This window comes from Amaricoccus tamworthensis (assembly GCF_049800875.1).
Taxonomy (GTDB): domain Bacteria; phylum Pseudomonadota; class Alphaproteobacteria; order Rhodobacterales; family Rhodobacteraceae; genus Amaricoccus; species Amaricoccus tamworthensis.
The window spans coordinates 102,523-119,561 of the sequence record NZ_JBNAFV010000003.1 but is presented as its reverse complement, the minus strand read 5'-3'; the positions used below and the strand labels follow the sequence as shown (position 1 = coordinate 119,561).

Below are 17,039 nucleotides of genomic sequence, written 5' to 3'. Positions count from 1 at the left end.
CGCACCCCCTCCAGCCCCCCAAACACACCCGGACATCCACGCACACCACCACGCCCCACGCCAAACCCAAACATCCCCCAACACCAAACACGCCCGAAAACCCGTTGAAATCGTCGGGAAACCGCCTGGAATCACCGCGCCTCCTTGTTATTCGGCCCCCGGATACCTACTCTCATGCACGGATATGTGATCAGGGGCCCATATGGTTTTGAACACCCTTTCAGGGCGTTTCCTTGTCTTGACGGTACTTTTCGTGATGATCGTCGAGGTTCTGATATTTGTGCCCTCGGTCGCCCGCTTTCGCCAGGACTACCTCCAAAACAAACTCGATCTGGCCCAGCTTGCGGCCCTGGCCACGCTTGGCACGCCCGAGGGCGCGGTCTCCCAGGACCTGGAGGTCGAACTCCTTGAGACGGCCGGAGTGCGCAGCGTAATCCTCCGGCGGGACGGGGTGCGCGAACTTGTGCTCGCGGGCAACATGCCGCTTGAGGTCATCGACCATTTCGACATCTCCACCGCCCGGCCGCTGGAACTGATCACCGACGCCATGCGCGTGTTCCTGAGCTCGGAAGACCGCGTCATCCACGTCTCCGGCGTCACCCGCAGCGGCAGCGAGGGCGGCGTGGAAATCGACGTGGACGAACAGGACCTGCGCGCGGCCATGCTCGACTACGGCACCCGCGTGTTCCAGGTCTCGCTGCTGATCTCGCTCGCCACGGCCACACTGCTGTTCTTCGTGGTCCGCCGCCTGATGGTCCGCCCGATCAAGCGCGTCGTCAACCACATGCTCGCCTACCGCGACAGCCCGGAGGACACCACGCGCATCATCTCGCCCAGCTCCTCCACGCTTGAGTTCCGCGAGGCCGAAAGCGCGCTCCATGACCTTGAGGTCCGCCTCACGGCCTCCCTGCGTCAGAAGGAACGCCTCGCGGCGCTGGGCAGTGCGGTGGCCAAAATCAGCCACGACCTGCGCAACATTCTCAGCACGGCGCAGATCCTGACCGATGGCATCGACGCGAGCCAGGACCCCCGCGTCCGCCGCACCGCGCCAAAACTCGTGAATTCCCTCGACCGCGCCGTGGCGCTCTGCGAACGCACCCTGACCTTCGGCAAGGCTGAGGAACCCGAGCCGGTGCTTGAACGCGTGCCCCTGGCGCCGCTGGTCGGGGAGGTCGTGGACAACGAACGCCAGTCCAGCGCCGGCAATTCCATCTCCATCGTCAGCGAGGTGCCCGACGACCTGCACCTCTATGTCGACCCCGAGCAGCTCTTCCGCGTGCTCTCAAACCTCGTGCGCAACGCCGTTCAGGCCATCCAGGGTACGGGGGAGGGCGGCACGGTCACCGTCACCGGCCACCGCTCCGACGGCATGGCCTTCATCCGCGTCTGCGACACCGGCCCCGGCCTGCCACCAAAGGCCCGCGAGCACCTGTTCAAACCTTTTGAGGGCGGCGCCCGCCAGGGCGGCACCGGGCTCGGCCTTGTCATCGCGGCCGAGATAATCCGTGGCCATGGCGGCGAGTTGCAGCTTGAGGTCTCCGACACCGACGGCACCATCTTCGCCATCACCCTCCCGGCGGTGGAAGCCGCGCGGGCCGCAGGCTAGATCCCCGTGAAGCCCGGCGTCCACCTCACCCCGCTCAACCCGCCCTTCATCGCCGCCTATGTGGCCGTGGCCATATGGATCCTGCAACGCTTCGCGCCGATCTACTCCTTCAGCTTCCCCGGCCAGCGTTTCGCCGCCACCGCCCTCATCGTCGCGGGCTTCCTCCTCGCACTTCAGTCCCTAAAGCGCTTCCTGAAGGCCGACACCACCTTCGACCCGACCGAGCTCGACGCCGCCACCACCCTCGTCACCGACGGGCTCTTCCGCTATTCCCGCAACCCCATCTACCTCGGCATCGCCACCTGCCTCGCCGGCCTCGGCCTCTCCTGGGGCACCCTCTGGACCATCCCTGGCGTCCTCGCCTTCTGCGCCATCCTCACCCGCACCCAGATCCTCCCCGAGGAACGCGCGCTGGAGAAGATTTTTGGGGAGGAATACCTGGAGTACAAACGCCGGGTACGGCGTTGGATCTAACCCACGCAGGCACGGCGGGGCCAGGGCCCCTCTGTTCCGTGCCAGGACCTAACCAACACCTCCGCTCACACACCTGGGAACAATGACCCCTCGCCACATCTGGAATGATCCGGCCGGATGTGATGAAACGTGCCCACATGTGACGGGCATCCCGCAAAACCCGACGCGGGACGCCATCACGCAGAACAGGTCCAGGCATAATGAACATCGCACAGCCCGCGCTGGGAAGACGGGGAACAATCTTCCTTCTGATCTCCCTCGGCGCCTTCCCGCCACTGACGATGGACCTCTATCTTCCGGCGCTGCCGCACATGGCCGAGACGTTTGCCACCACACAGGGCATGGTCAACCTGACCCTTGCCGCCTACATGGTTGCCTTCGCAGTCGGCATCCTCTTCTGGGGACCGCTGAGCGAGCGGACCGGCCGCAAACCAATCCTGCTGGTCACCCTCATCCTTTACATCGTCGCCAGCGTCCTTTGCGCCCTGTCCTCGGAAATAGAATTCCTCATCGGCTTCCGCGTACTCCAGGGCCTCGCCGGCGGGGGCGTGGCGGTCACCGGGACCACCATCGTCAAGGACCAGTTCGACGGGCGGGAGAGGGAGCGCGTGATGGCCGTGATGATGTCGCTCATCATCATCGCCCCAATGGTGGCTCCGGTCCTCGGAGCCTTCCTGCTCAAAATCGCGTCCTGGCACATGATGTTCGTGGCCCTGGCCGTCTTCGCAACGTTCACATTCGGCCTTGTGCTCTTCTACCGCGAGACGCTCGCTGAAAAATCGACCGGCCCGATCCATAAATCCTGGCTCAGGCTGGGTGTCGTCCTCGCCAACCCCAGATTTGCCCTGCTGCTGCTGATCTTTGCCTCCGCCCCCATGTGTCTTCTGTCATTCCTTGGGATCGCGGCTTACGTCTACGTCGACGGGTTCGGCATGACCGAGCAGGAATTCAGCTTCATCTTCGCCTTCAACGCGGCCTGCGCCACTCTGGGGCCGGTCCTGTACCTGCGGCTGTCCAGCCTGATCAGGGTCCAGACCGTCATCCAGTTCTGCTTCGCCACCATCGTCCTGGCCGGGGTGGCCATGCTGACGGTGGGCGCCCTGTCCCCCTGGCTTTTCGCAGCGGTGGCCGCCCTGAACACAATCGCCGTGATCGTGGTACGTGTTCCCGGCGCGAACCTGATGCTCGAACAGCAGGCACGCGACACCGGCTCGGCCGCCGCCCTCATCCAGTTCAGCGCCACCTTCATGGGGGCCATCGGCATCCAGATCCTGTCCGCCCGCCCGGATGATCTCATCCACAGCTACGGGATCTTCCTCGTCACAATCGGAACCATGTGCACCGTTCTATGGGCGCTCGTCCGGAACAAACCGTTTGTCACGCAATGCTGGGCCAAACGGTAGCGCCACCTCACCCCCCAACCACCTCCGCCCGCCGCTCCAAGAGAGCCGCACACAGGTAATCCACAAACAGCCGCACCCGCCTGACCCGCCGCAAATCCTGGTGCAGCAGCACCCAGGTCGACCGCGTCTCGTCCGGCACCGTCCCTGGCACCCGCTGCAGCTCCGGGAACACCGACCCCACCCAGGACGCCAGAAAGCTCATGCCGGCCCCGGCGCGGGCCAGATGCATGTGCATCTCCGGGTCCGCCACCGTATGCCGCACCCGCGCCTCGGGAAACCGCGAGCGGCGAATGAGCGCCTCCAGCTCCGGCACCGGCCCATAGCCGATCCACTCCAGCCCCGCCCCACGCGGCCCCGCCCGCTCCAAATTCCGGTCCACATAGCCCCGCGAGGCGTATATCCCGATGGGCAGGGGAAAGAGCTTGCGCCCCACCACATCCTCATCCACCCGCCCCATGTGCCGCACCGACACATCCGTCTCCAGCTTCTCGATCGACTCCACCGAATAGGACAGCGTCAGATCAATATCGATCTCCGGATAGAGCCCCGAAAACTCCGCCAGCACCGGCGCCAGCAGGAAATGCGCCGTCATCGGATCGGCTGACACGCGAATGCGCCCCGTCGCCTCCCGGTCCAGCCCCTGCACGGCATTGAACCCCTTGAGCAGCGCGGCCTCCGCCTCCAAAGCCTGCGGCAACAGCGTCCGCCCCGCCGACGTCAGGCTCAGCCCCTCGGCACTGCGCCGAAAGAGCTGCACGCCCAGACCCGCCTCCAGCGCCTCGACCTGCCGCCGCACCGTCGCATGCGTGCCGCCCACCTGCTCCGCACCGGCCCGCAACGACCCCTGACGCGCCACGGCCAGAAAGGCGGGCAGGGCCTTCCAGTCCATCATATCCGGTTCATTTTCAAACCACTCATGTCCGTTTTCGTCACTATGCGGAACGAAAATGACGCAGTAGATCCACCCCGTCAAACCAAAACACCCAAAGGACCCCGCCATGACCGCCACACGCACCGCCTGGCAGATCACCCGCTACGGCGGCCCCGACCGCCTCCAACCCGTCACACTGCCCGTCCCGGAGCCAGGCCCGAATGAGATCCTCATCCGCATCCACGCCTCAGCCGTCACCCGCGCGGACGGCATGATGCGCGCGGGCAAACCGCTCTGGGCGCGCCCCTTCCTCGGCCTCCGCCGCCCCCGCCAGAACCTCAGCGGCACCGGCTTCTCCGGCACCGTGCTCGCGCTGGGCCCCAACACCACCCGCTTCCGCGTCGGAGACGAGGTCTTTGGCGAGGCGGGCCTCAGCTTCGGCGCCAACGCCAGCCACATCGCGCTCGATGAGACCGGCACCCTCATGCCCAAACCCAAAACCCTCAGCCATGAGGAAGCCGCCACCATGACCGACGGACCCCTGACATCGCTGAATTTCCTCGAAAATCTGGCCGAACTCCGGGCGGGCGAAAAAGTCCTGATCCTCGCAGGCTCCGGCAGCCTCGGCAGCGCGGCAATCCAAATCGCAGCCTCCATGGGCGCCGAGGTCACCGCCACCACCAGCCCCCGCAACGCGGGCCTCGTGGCCTCCCTCGGCGCCACCCACGTCATCGACTACACTTCCGAGGACTTCACCAAAGGCCCCGACCGCTGGGACGTCATCTTCGACACCATCGGCACCAGCTCATACGGGCAGGCCGCCCGCGCTCTCACCCGCACCGGCCGCTACGTGAACCCCGTCCTGACCCTCGGCCTGCTCACCGCCATGGCCCGCACGGCGCTCTTCGGCACCCGCAAAGCCCGCTTCTCCGCCACCGGCCTGCTCAAACCCGACACCCTCCGCTCCATGCTAGACCACCTCCTCGACCTTCACGCCGGAGACAAACTGACCCCCGTCATGGACCGCACATGGGCCTTAAGCGACCTCCCCGAGGCCCACCGCTACATGGAGACGGGCCGCAAGAGAGGGAATGTGGTGGTGACGGGGTGAGCCCGTATTTTTCTTTGGAGTCATTTGTCCAATTCCCCCGGAACATGCTAGCTTTGTTCAACTAAGTGAAATTGGACTGTTGCCGCTTTAGGTTGAAAAAATGTAGAGTTCAACTCGTTATTGGAAAGATTTTTTTGATTAGAGGGGGGGGTATGCAAGTTTTGCATCGACACTTTTTGCGAGCGGCTAGGGAAATCGGTCATAGCGGAGAAAACGATACTCTTCCTTATGATATAGATGCCAGTTTCATCCGTGATATGGCTGAAGATCTAGCTACTATCTGCATTAATCTATTTGAAGAGATCAATAATAAAGGCTTCGGTGATGCAGTAAAATTCCTAAACGGAATGACGGTAGTCTATGAACGACTTCTGGCTCCGACAGGTTCTAATGGGTTTAGAATCACGACACAAATCCATCCATTCTGGAACTTATATCTGAATGGACTTGGTCTCGCTGTAGCTGAGGCCAATGAGCCTATTCGCAGCGACAGAGCTCATTCCTATCGGTTGGGAACTGAAGATCCTGCCTTTTTTGATCGAAAACGGTCTTGGCGGACTTACAAGGAAGCAACTTTAGCCGAAAAGGCATTGGAAAAAGAAGAATGTGTCGTAGTTCAGACTGATATATCCAGTTTTTATGAACACATTTACCATCATCGTTTGGAAAATGTGATTAAGGACTTGGGGCCTGCGAATTCTACGGTCGCTCTGCAAATTGACCGAATTCTAAACAAACTCGCAGCGGGTCGCTCGTTCGGACTGCCCGTGGGTGGTCAGTGTGCTCGTATTCTCGCCGAAACTATGATGACACCGATCGACGTTGCTTTGTCTGATGCGGGTTTGGTTTGGCACCGGTACGTTGATGATTTCACGCTGATTTGCGACTCTAGACAGAAAGCATATGAGGCACTTTCAGTACTGTCACATGCTCTCGCCGACTATGGCCTTTCTTTGAACCGTACAAAAACCAGTACATTGAGTGCGAGACATTACGCCGATTACGTGGCTGCCCAATTAGGCGAGGGTGAAGATGCAAGTGCGGAACTCAGGGAGCTAGACTTGCATTTTGACCCTTATTCAGACACGGCTAATGTTGAATACGAAAAATTAAAAGAGTCATTCAAAGATATAGATATTCAGTTTCTTATTGATCTCGAAAAGGATAAGTCCGAGCCCGACAATTTTGTTGTTATGCAGATTAGTCGAGCATTGAAATTTCAAGAACCGAATGTAGCGGCTCAACTTTGTAAAACGCTGCTTGACCCGAGGAATTTGGACTCTTTCCGTGCCTCTTGGTCTAAAATCATGCGTGGTGTGTATGCGGTCAGATCAAAACCTGAATTCTCCGATTTTCACGAGCAGATAGATAAGTTACTGGACAGATTGATAGACTCGTCCCCACACTTGCTCACTCCAGAAGCCAATCTATTGCATTTTTTGCGTGCCATTCGGTTTTCTCGGACAGCGCGACGTGGGGCGTTCGTTAAACAGACGTTCAATAACAATTCTTCCATGGTTCGGCGATTTTGCATCGACTGTTGGACCAACTGGGGTGACCGTCAGGCATTTAATCAATTGCGCAATAAATGGCAGAATTTGACTGCCGATGAACAAAGGATGTTTTGGCTTTCCACGGCTAGGTTCGGAGACGAGGGGAAGCATGCGCGAAAACAGTTGGAAGGGTCACTCTCACAATCATGGAGATTGGGCTTCGAGAATGAAAACGAGCTAACATTCGCGAAGAGTTTTCAAGATTGGACCAAACAAAGGGGGAACAACGTTGGCGCTCGATAGACTTCCCCGTCGTGACCCAAGGACGGTGGCACGCGATATTCCCGGAATCGTAGATATTTTGTTCCCACGGCTCAGTGGAGGATTGGTAGCTGCACTGAATCGGGGTGCCTTTCGATACAAAAAATTAGAAGCGGTTTCGGAAGAGTTGATCGGTCAAAGTTCGCTTCAAAATGCTATGCTTTTTGAGTTGGCAGTTGCACGCGCTGAACTGCTCCTTGACGGTCAAACCGATCCAGCATGGCCACAATGTATTTCAATAGCGATAGAGCGCCAGCGTAGGCATTACGCTGCGCGAGAGCCCGACGTTATTGAGGAAATAGATCAAAAAATTGCGAACCATGCTGCGAACAACCTTGTCGAAATGTTGCTTCGGATATCCGAGGGGAAGTTAAACCAAGTTGAAAAAAATCCCCCCATTCCTGGTATGGGATGGATTGCTTCGGGGGCTGGTGACTTTTCGGTCGGGTCTGTTCTCGTTGAGGTGAAGCACACGGATCGAAATTTTGTGGCGGGTGATTTTCGTCAGGTACTTGTTTATTGGCTTTTGAAATACGCGAATGCGATTGAGCGCAACGCCACCGTTTGGACCGATTGTTTACTTCTCAATCCACGAAGAAACGTAGGGCTTGCACTCAATTTCGACAAACTGCTTCAGTCCGCATCATCGAATGCGAACAGAGTGGAGCTTTGTGAGTTGTTACGTTCAATTGTCGAGCATGAGGTGGTTCGTAGGTAAAGAATAGTAAGTACTGAAATTATGCCCGTTTATTGTATGCACAAATTTGTAGGTAGATAAATAATTTCGAATTCGACGAAAATCCCTACCCCCCCTTGAACACCGCCTCCCGCTTCTCCCGAAACGCCGCCAGGCCCTCCTGGTGGTCCTCGGACGCAAAACACGCCACCACCCGTTCCCGGGCCGCCGCCTCGTCGAGCGTCCCCCGGGACAGTTCCACAATCGTGCGTTTCATGCCCTGAACGGCCAGCGGGGCCAGCCCGGCAATCCGGGTGGCGAGCGTCTCCGCCGCCCCCCCGAGTTCTTCCCCCGCCACCAGGTCGTCCAGAAACCCGACCCGGGCCAAATCCTCATCGGAAAACGTATCGGCCAGCAAAAACATCCGCCGCGTCACCTGCGCGCCCAGCCGGTCCATCGCCCGGCGGATGCCCGCGGGCTCATAGTGGATGCCGAGTTTCGCGGGCGGCACGAACGCCTTCATGCCCCGCACCCCGATCCGAAAATCGCAGGCCAGCGCAATTTCCACACCCCCTCCATAGACCCCGCCATTCAGCGCCGCAACCGTCGGCGCCGGGAACGTCTCCAGCGTGTCGCAAAGTGTCGTCAGCGGGTTCTCCGCCCAGTCCGATCCCGCCACATCCCCCAGCGACGCCCCGGCGCAAAAGCTCTTCCCCTCACCGGTCAGGATCAGGGCCCGCAGCCCGGAATTTTGCCAGGTGTTGAGGGTCGTGGTCAGGGCCCGCATCGCATCCTGGTCGAGCGCGTTGTGGGTCTCCGGACGGGCCAGCGTAATGCGCCCAATCCCATCCATTTGGGCACATTTCAGGCCAAACCCCGTGCAATCTGTGCCATTTGACTCACAATCTGTGCCACTTTCCTGCAGTTCTGTGCCACTTTCGGCACCGTTTGGGACACTTTTCACAGCGAAAGCTCCGCAAAAACCGGTGCGTGGTCACTGGGCTTCTCCCAGCCCCGCACGTGCCGCGCGATGCGGCTGCCGCCAAATTTCCCAATGATATCAGCGGTCGACCAGATATGATCGAGCCTCCGCCCCTTATCCGCCGCGTCCCAGTCCCGCGCCCGGTACGACCACCAGGAATAGACCTTTCCCTCCGGAATATCCTTCCTGGTAACGTCCATCCAGCCCCCGGAATTTTGCATTTTTGTCAATGATTCCACCTCGATAGGCGTATGTGACACCACTTTCAGAAGCTGCTTGTGGCTCCAAACATCATCCTCCTGCGGGGCGATGTTGAGGTCTCCGACCAGAACCGATTTTTCCGGGGCCTCGGATTCGAACCAGGCCTGCATTTCTCCAATGAAATCAAGCTTGTGTCCGAATTTTTCATTCACCGCGCGGTCCGGAATGTCACCCCCCGCCGGGATGTAGTAATTGTGGATCCGCACCCCGTTGGGCAGCGTCGCCGCAATATGCCGCGCGTCCCCCTTGGCGCAAAAATCCCTTTTATTTACGTCACTTAGCGGAAGTTTCGAGATGATGCCTACGCCGTTATAGCCCTTCTGCCCGTGGATCGCGAAGTGCTCATACCCCAGCGCCCGAAACCCGTCGAGCGGCACCTTCTCCTCCGGCGACTTAAGTTCCTGTAAACAAAGGACATCCGGGTTTTCCTCCCGCAACAGCTGGAGCACGATCCCCTCGCGCAGACGGACGGAATTGATGTTCCAGGTGCAGATGGAAACGGACATTTTGACCTCGGCAGTTACACTGCCGAAGTCATAACGCACCCGCCATTTCGGGCAACCGCAAAAACCCCCAGGTCAGGCGACGAGCCTGTAACCCCCTTGTTCCGTAACGAGAATTTTCGCATTGGACGGATCCGGCTCGATCTTCTGACGCAGCCGGTAGATATGCGTTTCCAGCGTATGCGTCGTCACCCCGGCGTTGTACCCCCACACCTCATGCAGCAGAACATCACGGGCCACCACGTCACTGTTGGCGCGGTAGAGGAACTTCAGAATATTGGTTTCCTTCTCCGTCAGCCGGATTTTTTTCTCCTGCTCATCCAGCAAAAGCTTCGCCGCCGGTCGGAACGAGTAGGGTCCCACGGTGAAAACCGCGTCCTCCGACTGCTCATGCTGGCGCAGCTGCGAGCGGATGCGGGCTAAAAGTACGGGCAATTTGAAGGGCTTGGCGATATAGTCGTTTGCGCCCGCGTCCAGACCCATGATCTGGTCGCTGTCGGTCACATGGCCCGTCAGCATCAACACCGGGCATTTCACACCCTGTTTCCGCAGAAGCCGGCACAGCTCCCGACCGTCCATATCCGGAAGACCCACGTCCAGAATGACCATGTCGTAAAGCTGTTCCTTGGCCCGCGCCAACCCCTCAGCCCCGTTCCCGGCCTCAAAGACGTCGAATTCCTCCGTCAGGACAAGCTGGTCGGCCAGAGCTTCCCGAAGGTCCGCATCATCATCAACCATCAGAATCTTTTTTACTGCACTCATGCCGGTTCTCCTTAATTTCCTGCATAGCTGTTGGTAATTACGTTGCGGACAACCCGAGTGGTTCATTCTTCACGAGACCGTGTTCCAAACGCCCGGATTGTTTCAATACCCGCCGCCAGGGGCTACGAGAACCGGCCCCGGATCAGGAGAGAAACGCAATGAGCCTGCAACTGGCACCCGCTGAACGGCTGGCCCGCGCCCGGGCGGATCTCCGCGTCGGAGCCCCGGTGGTGTTCCTCGGCCATGGTCCCGATGCGGCCGTTGTCGTGGCGGCCGAGACGCTGAGTGCCGCGCGCCTGGCCGATCTGCGGCAGTTGGGGGATGTTACGCTTGCCCTGACGGCGAGACGGGCCGGTACTCTTAAAATCGCCGCCTATGATGGTGATATTGCGCGGGTTTCCGTGCCGGGGGATGTGGAGGTCGACTGGATCTGGGCCTCGGCCGATCCGTCGCTGGATCTGAACTACCCCATGAAGGGGCCGTACATGTCCCTGCGCGGCGATGACGCGACGCTGCACCGCGAGGCCGTGGGTCTGTGCAAGCTGGCGCATCTTCTGCCGGCCGTGGTTGTGGTGACCCTGGACGCGGCAGAGGCGAGGATGCTGGCCGATCAGGGTGGACTGAGCCTGGTGCGGGCGGGGGATTTTCCTCAGGACGATCCGGCGGTGGAGCTGATGGAAATTTCCTCGGCACGGGTGCCTCTGGGTGTGGCGGAAAACTCCAGGGTGCGGGTGTTCCGCCCTATGGATGGTGGCGAGGAGCACTACGCCATCGAAATCGGGGCGCCGGACCGGTCGGAGCCGGTCCTGAGCCGGTTGCATTCCGCGTGCTTCACCGGGGACCTGATGGGGTCGCTCAAATGCGATTGCGGGCCGCAGTTGCGCGCGGCACTGCAACGCATCGGCGAGGAGGGCAGTGGTGTTCTGCTCTATCTGAACCAGGAGGGGCGGGGCATCGGTCTGGCAAACAAGATGCGCGCTTATTCCCTGCAGGATCAGGGGTTTGACACGGTGGAGTCCAATCATCGCCTCGGCTTCGAGGATGATGAGCGGGACTTCCGCATCGGCGCGAGCATCCTGCGGCGTCTTGGGTTTTCGTCCGTGCGGCTGATGACAAACAATCCCGGCAAAGTCGATCGTATGAACGACTGCGGTATCACCGTTGTGGAGCGGGTGCCGTTGCAGGTCGGGCGCACGGCCCATAACGACGCCTATCTGAGGACCAAAGCTGCGAAGAGCGGGCATCTTCTGTGAGATTTGAGGACCTTACCGTTGATCCGTGGGGGGCCTGGTTCATGGGGCGCCGGTTGCCCTGTGCCATCGGGCGTGGCGGTATCGGCCAGAAAAAAGGCGAGGGCGACGGAATTACGCCCATCGGGGTTCGCAACCTTGAGGAGCTTTACATGCGGCACGACCGCTGCGCATTTCCGCTCGCCGGGGATGCGATCGGGGTGAGGGACGGGTGGTCGGATGATCCGCGCGATCCGGCCTATAACCGTAAAATCCTGCGGCCGCACCGGTTTGGGCATGAGGCCCTGCGGCGGTCGGATCCGCTGTACGACCTGATTGGCGTACTGGATTTCAACCGGAATCCGGCGGTGCCCGGTGCGGGGAGTGCTATTTTTCTGCATGTCTGGCGCAAACCGCGGCACCCGACCGAGGGCTGTATCGCTTTTGCCAAACGGGATCTGATCTGGATCCTTGAGCACTGGACCGTGCGGAGCCGGGTGGTCGTCAGGTCGCCGGTGGAGCAGAAAATTTCGTAATTGTTACAGTATTATTGCGCGACCTGTGTTAGCCTGATCCTACCGCAGGTTGCCGTCCGTCTCCGGTCGCGCGTCCGGAGACCCTTTTCGGCATCCGCAAAAAAGGGAGGATTACGATGGCTGACACCGTCTGGAACCCCGTTGTTTGGCTGGCCAACAGGACCTTATCCGCAGGCAATCACCTGGTCTCAATAACGGATGCCGTGCGCACGGATGGCGGGAAATTCGAGCAGGCACTGCCCAAAATTCGAGATTTGGAGATGGAGGACATCCAAAAGGCGCTGGAACAGGGGCTGAATGATTTTACCCATTGCCGATCGGACGTGATGGGGCTGGCAATTCTTTATCCGATGATTGGGCTGTTTCTGGTCTGGAGCGCATTTGACCGCAACGTGTTGCCGCTGCTGTTTCCGATCATGTCCGGTTTTGCCCTGATCGGGCCGGTCGCGGCATCCGGGCTTTACGAGATGAGCCGCCAGAGGGAACTTGGCCGTGAGGTCAGCTGGCGCGACGCCTTTGGGGTTGTACGCTCGCCGTCCTTTGGCGCGATCTTCGTGCTGGGGCTGTTTCTGTTTCTTCTGTTTTTTCTCTGGATGATCGTGGCGCATGGGGTCTATTCGATGACGCTCGGGCCGGAGGCGCCGGAGTCGCTGGCCGCCTTCATAATGGATACGCTCACGACCGGCGCGGGATGGACCATGACCATTGTGGGCATGGGGGCCGGGGCGATTTTCGCGGGCATTGTGCTGGCAATCAGCGTGGTGTCGTTTCCCCTGCTGCTCGACCGCAATGTGGGCGTTTCGGCGGCGGTGGTGACATCCATTCGCGTGACCATGCGCAATCCGCGGCCCATTCTGGCATGGGGTTTCACCGTGGCGGCACTGCTCGCCATCGGGTCGATCCCGGCATTCCTCGGGCTCATTGTGATCCTGCCCGTGCTGGGCCACGCCACATGGCACCTCTACCGGGCCGCCATCGTGCCGGAGGGTGGCTGAGCCTAGATCAGGTCCGTGCCAAAGGCCGCAGCCATCAGGGTGCGGGTGTATTCCGTCTCGGGGCTGTCAAAGACCGAGGCCGCATCACCGGCTTCCACCACGTCGCCCTGCTGCATGACCATGACCTTGTGGGACAGGGCGCGCACCACGCGCAGGTCGTGGCTGATGAAGATATAGGCGAGGCCGTATTTCTTCTGCAGGTTTCGCAGCAGGTCGACGATCTGAACCTGAACCGTCATGTCGAGCGCCGAGGTTGGCTCATCGAGCAGCACGAGTTTGGGCTGCAGGATCATGGCGCGGGCCACGGCGATGCGCTGGCGCTGGCCACCTGAAAACTCGTGCGGATACCGGTCCATCATGTCAGGGTTGAGGCCGACCTCGCGCAGAATGTCGGCCACACGGTCGCGGGTGTTGCCGGTCCCTCCATGCACCCACAGGCCCTCCGCCACGATCTGCTCAATCGTCATGCGCGGTGAGAGAGAGCCGAAGGGGTCCTGGAAGACCATCTGCATGTCCTTGCGGACGCTGCGCAGCTCGCGGTGTTTCCAGCCCTGAATATCCTGCCCAATGAAGCTGATCGGGCCGTCCGACGAGATCAGACGCATGATCGCGAGCGCAAGCGTGGTTTTCCCCGAACCGCTTTCGCCCACGATGCCAAGGGTTTCGCCCGCCCGCACCGACACGTCCGCGCTGTTCACGGCTTTGACGTGGCCGGTCACGCGGCGCAGGAAACCGGTTTTGATGGGGAACCAGACCTTGAGGCTGTCGGTCGCGACAATGGTTTCCGCGTTGTCCGGGACGGGGTCGGGCGTGCCGGTTGGTTCGGCGGCGAGCAGCATCTTGGTGTAGTCGTGCTGCGGGTTGTCGAAGATATCGGCCGTGGGACCAGTTTCCACGATTGCGCCGTCCTTCATTACCGCCACCCGGTCGGAGATGCGGCGCACGATACCGAGGTCATGGGTGATGAAGAGCATGCCCATGCTCTTCTGTTTCTGGATCTCGGCCAGGAGTTTGAGGATCTGGACCTCGATGGTCACGTCGAGGGCCGTGGTCGGTTCGTCCGCGATGAGAATGTCCGGGCCGTTGGCCAGTGCCATGGCGATCATCACACGCTGCCGCTGTCCGCCGGACAGCTGGTGCGGGTAGGCGTTGAGGCGGGATTCCGGGTCACGTATGCCGACCTCGTTCAGAAGCTCAAGGATCCGTGCCCGGGCCGCTTCCCCGGCCAGGCCCTGGTGGAGGGCAAGGCTCTCCTCAAGCTGGCGGGAGATGGTGTGGAGCGGGTTGAGGCTCGTCATCGGCTCCTGAAAGATGAAGCTGATGTCGTTGCCGCGAACGCCGCGCAGGGTGCGCTCATTGGCGTTGGCCATGTCGGTGTCGCGGTAGTGGATGCTGCCGCTGACATCGGCATTGTCACCGAGCAGACGCACGGTGGACATGGCCGTGACGGATTTGCCCGAACCGCTCTCGCCCACGATGGCGAGGGTTTCGCCGGGATAGAGCTCGAAGCTCACGTCCCGGACCGCATGGGTGACATTGCCGCCCTGAACGAATTTGACGTTCAGATCGTCAACCTTGAGGATCGGCCTGGCCGGTTCGGGCTTTTCGGCGGGCGCGTTCATCGGAATGTCTTTCTGGGGTCGAACGCGTCGCGGACACCCTCAAAGATAAACACCAGCAGCGACAGCATGATCGCGAAGGTGAAAAAGGCGGTGAAGCCCAGCCATGGCGCGTTCAGCCGGTTTTTGCCCTGAAGTGCCAGTTCCCCGAGCGAGGGATAGGAGGGCGGCAGGCCGAGACCTAGATAGTCGAGCGAGGCCAGCGTGCTGATCGCGCCGGTGATCAGAAAAGGCAGCAGGGTCAGGGTCGCGACCATCGCGTTGGGCAGAAGGTGGCGGTACATGATGACCACGTCACTTACCCCAAGCGCGCGGGCGGCGCGAACATACTCGAAATTACGGGCGCGCAGGAATTCCGCACGGACCACGCCCACGAGTGCCGTCCAGCTGAACAGGGCGATCAGAAAGGTCAGGAGCGAGAAACTCATGGTGAAAATCGCGCTTAGAATGATCAGGATATAGAGACTGGGCATGTTGCTCCAAATCTCCACGATCCGCTGGAAGAACAGATCAACCCACCCGCCAAAATAGCCCTGGGTGGCACCGGCTATGATGCCCACAATGCTGGAGATCAGGGTCACGACGAGCGCAAACAGCACCGATATGCGGAAGCCATAAATCACGCGGGCCACCACGTCCCGGGTCTGGTCATCGGTTCCGAGCCAGTGATGACGGTCTGGCGGGGAGGGGGCGCTGGTCACGTCGTAATTGATGGTGTTGTAGCTGTAGGGCACAAGGGGCCAGATCACCCAGCCGGGCTGCTCCACCGCCACACCATCAACGGTCCCGCTGGTCTCAATCTCCTCCAGGATTTCCTCCGGGTAATCGAGACAGACCTCCATGCCGCCGCTTTTGATCAGGCAGGGGACCTCCGGGGAGTGGTATTCGGCCTCGGTCTGAAACTCACCGCCGAAATCCGCCTCGGAGTAGAAGTTCAGCACCGGGACGAAATAGCTGTCCTGAAATTTCACGAGCAGCGGTTTGTCGTTGGCGACGAACTCGGCAAACAGGGTGACGACGAACAGGGCGAGGAAAATCCGCAGCGACCAGGTTGCCCGCCGGTTGGCCCGGAACGTGGCCAGACGCCTTTGCTGTAGCGCGTTGAGTTTCATCAGGTTTCCCTGCTCTCGAAGTCAATGCGTGGGTCGACCCAGACATACATCAGGTCGGAAATGATCCCGACAATCAGCCCCATGAGGCCGAAGACGTAGAGAATGCCGAATACCACCGGATAATCCCGCTGGATCGCGCTCTCGTAGCCAAGCCGCCCAAGACCGTCGAGGGAGAAAATCGTCTCGATGATCAGGCTGCCGCCGAAGAAGACGGAAATGAACAGGGCGGGGAAGCCCGCGATGATGATCAGCATCGCGTTGCGGAAAACATGGCCATAGAGTACCCGGCTTTCCTTCAGACCCTTGGCGCGGGCGGTCATAACGTACTGTTTCTTGATCTCATCGAGGAACGAGTTTTTCGTCAGCAGTGTCAGGGTCGCAAAGGCACTGATGGTCGAGGCCAGAACCGGCAGGGTGATGTGCCAGAAATAGTCCCCGATCTGCTGTATCAGCGTCATGTCCGAAAAGTTCTCAGATGTCAGACCGCGCAGGGGGAAGATGCGGAAATACGAGCCACCCGCGAAGAGAACGAGCAGCAGAATGGCGAAGAGAAAGCCCGGAATGGCATAGGCCACAATGATCAGACCGCTGGTCCAGGTGTCGAACCGGGTGCCGTCCATGATGGCCTTGCGGATGCCGAGCGGGATGGAGACCGCATAGGCGATCAGCGTTGACCAAAGGCCGAGTGAGATGGAGACCGGCATTTTTTCAATGACGAGGTCCACTACGGAGATCGACCGGAAATAACTCTCCCCGAAATCGAACATCAGGTAGTTTTTCAGCATCAGGAAAAAGCGTTCCGCCGGAGGTTTGTCGAACCCGAACTGGCGCTCCAGATCCTCGATGAAATCGGGCGGCAGACCCTTCGCGCCCTGATAGTCGCCGGAGCCCGCCTCAGCGGCCGCGGTGGTGCCGCCGCCACCACCGGTGATGCGGTCGAGGGTTCCGGTTTCCTGCTGAAGCTGGGCCAGCACCTGTTCCACCGGTCCGCCCGGCATGAACTGGACCAGCACGAAGTTCACCAGCAGAATGCCGAACAGGGTGGGTATGATCAGGAGCAGCCTGCGAAGGATGTAGGCTCCCAT

At 60.2% G+C, this 17,039-nt stretch carries 16 protein-coding genes; 9 read left to right on the top strand and 7 right to left on the bottom strand.

Translation table 11 applies throughout. The features are described from left to right. The first annotated feature begins 238 nt into the window (after window positions 1-238). The 3 genes from ACP15P_RS07830 (at window position 239) to ACP15P_RS07820 (ending at window position 3,483) form a co-directional block, all read left to right on the top strand. Complete coding sequence (locus tag ACP15P_RS07830) at window positions 239-1,606, top strand: sensor histidine kinase (protein ID WP_424927907.1); 1,368 nt, start codon at window positions 239-241, stop codon at window positions 1,604-1,606. A 6-nt stretch (window positions 1,607-1,612) separates the two neighbouring features. Continuing rightward, window positions 1,613-2,080 carry a methyltransferase family protein gene (locus tag ACP15P_RS07825; protein WP_424927906.1) on the top strand — a complete coding sequence of 156 codons (468 nt, stop codon included), beginning with the start codon at window positions 1,613-1,615 and terminating at the stop codon, window positions 2,078-2,080. 200 nt (window positions 2,081-2,280) lie between these two features. Beyond that, window positions 2,281-3,483, top strand: a complete 1,203-nt coding sequence (locus ACP15P_RS07820; RefSeq protein WP_424927905.1) for a multidrug effflux MFS transporter — start codon at window positions 2,281-2,283, stop codon at window positions 3,481-3,483. 7 nt (window positions 3,484-3,490) lie between these two features. Here ACP15P_RS07820 and ACP15P_RS07815 read toward each other — a convergent pair whose 3' ends face one another. Further along, complete coding sequence (locus ACP15P_RS07815; protein ID WP_424927904.1) at window positions 3,491-4,375, bottom strand: LysR family transcriptional regulator; 885 nt, start codon at window positions 4,373-4,375, stop codon at window positions 3,491-3,493. Between the two features lie 106 nt (window positions 4,376-4,481). Between ACP15P_RS07815 and ACP15P_RS07810 the strand changes: the two genes are divergently transcribed. From ACP15P_RS07810 to ACP15P_RS07800, 3 genes are all read left to right on the top strand, one after another. Beyond that, the gene (locus tag ACP15P_RS07810; RefSeq protein WP_424927903.1) at window positions 4,482-5,465 is read left to right on the top strand and encodes an NAD(P)-dependent alcohol dehydrogenase; all 984 of its coding nucleotides are present in this window, start codon (window positions 4,482-4,484) and stop codon (window positions 5,463-5,465) included. A gap of 152 nt (window positions 5,466-5,617) precedes the next feature. After that, window positions 5,618-7,261, top strand: a complete 1,644-nt coding sequence (locus ACP15P_RS07805) for an RNA-directed DNA polymerase (RefSeq protein WP_424927902.1) — start codon at window positions 5,618-5,620, stop codon at window positions 7,259-7,261. 25 nt (window positions 7,262-7,286) lie between these two features. After that, on the top strand, window positions 7,287-7,997 hold the full coding sequence (locus ACP15P_RS07800) for a hypothetical protein (protein WP_424927901.1): 711 nt from the start codon (window positions 7,287-7,289) through the stop codon (window positions 7,995-7,997). A gap of 85 nt (window positions 7,998-8,082) precedes the next feature. Here the strand turns inward: ACP15P_RS07800 and ACP15P_RS07795 are convergent, their stop codons facing one another. The 3 genes from ACP15P_RS07795 to ACP15P_RS07785 form a co-directional block, all read right to left on the bottom strand. After that, window positions 8,083-8,808 carry an enoyl-CoA hydratase/isomerase family protein gene (locus ACP15P_RS07795; protein ID WP_424927900.1) on the bottom strand — a complete coding sequence of 242 codons (726 nt, stop codon included), beginning with the start codon at window positions 8,806-8,808 and terminating at the stop codon, window positions 8,083-8,085. A gap of 107 nt (window positions 8,809-8,915) precedes the next feature. Beyond that, window positions 8,916-9,704 (bottom strand): exodeoxyribonuclease III, encoded by a 789-nt coding sequence (gene xth / locus ACP15P_RS07790; RefSeq protein ID WP_424927899.1) that lies wholly within the window; start codon window positions 9,702-9,704, stop codon window positions 8,916-8,918. A 72-nt stretch (window positions 9,705-9,776) separates the two neighbouring features. After that, on the bottom strand, window positions 9,777-10,463 hold the full coding sequence (locus ACP15P_RS07785; RefSeq protein WP_424927898.1) for a response regulator transcription factor: 687 nt from the start codon (window positions 10,461-10,463) through the stop codon (window positions 9,777-9,779). 158 nt (window positions 10,464-10,621) lie between these two features. Between ACP15P_RS07785 and ribA the strand changes: the two genes are divergently transcribed. The 3 genes from ribA (at window position 10,622) to ACP15P_RS07770 (ending at window position 13,223) form a co-directional block, all read left to right on the top strand. After that, window positions 10,622-11,716, top strand: a complete 1,095-nt coding sequence (gene ribA, locus ACP15P_RS07780; RefSeq protein ID WP_424927897.1) for a GTP cyclohydrolase II — start codon at window positions 10,622-10,624, stop codon at window positions 11,714-11,716. Between the two features lie 41 nt (window positions 11,717-11,757). Continuing rightward, window positions 11,758-12,228 carry a L,D-transpeptidase family protein gene (locus tag ACP15P_RS07775; protein WP_424928128.1) on the top strand — a complete coding sequence of 157 codons (471 nt, stop codon included), beginning with the start codon at window positions 11,758-11,760 and terminating at the stop codon, window positions 12,226-12,228. Window positions 12,229-12,344: 116 nt separating this feature from the next. Beyond that, window positions 12,345-13,223 carry a DUF2189 domain-containing protein gene (locus tag ACP15P_RS07770; RefSeq protein ID WP_424927896.1) on the top strand — a complete coding sequence of 293 codons (879 nt, stop codon included), beginning with the start codon at window positions 12,345-12,347 and terminating at the stop codon, window positions 13,221-13,223. 2 nt (window positions 13,224-13,225) lie between these two features. Here the strand turns inward: ACP15P_RS07770 and ACP15P_RS07765 are convergent, their stop codons facing one another. From ACP15P_RS07765 to ACP15P_RS07755, 3 genes are read right to left on the bottom strand one after another with little or no spacing between them, the layout of a single operon-like run. Further along, window positions 13,226-14,845: an ABC transporter ATP-binding protein gene (locus ACP15P_RS07765; RefSeq protein ID WP_424927895.1), complete on the bottom strand. Its 1,620-nt coding sequence runs from the start codon at window positions 14,843-14,845 to the stop codon at window positions 13,226-13,228. After that, on the bottom strand, window positions 14,842-15,954 hold the full coding sequence (locus ACP15P_RS07760) for an ABC transporter permease (protein ID WP_424927894.1): 1,113 nt from the start codon (window positions 15,952-15,954) through the stop codon (window positions 14,842-14,844). Before ACP15P_RS07760 ends, ACP15P_RS07765 begins: the two co-directional genes overlap by 4 nt. After that, window positions 15,954-17,039, bottom strand: a complete 1,086-nt coding sequence (locus ACP15P_RS07755; RefSeq protein ID WP_424927893.1) for a microcin C ABC transporter permease YejB — start codon at window positions 17,037-17,039, stop codon at window positions 15,954-15,956. Before ACP15P_RS07755 ends, ACP15P_RS07760 begins: the two co-directional genes overlap by 1 nt.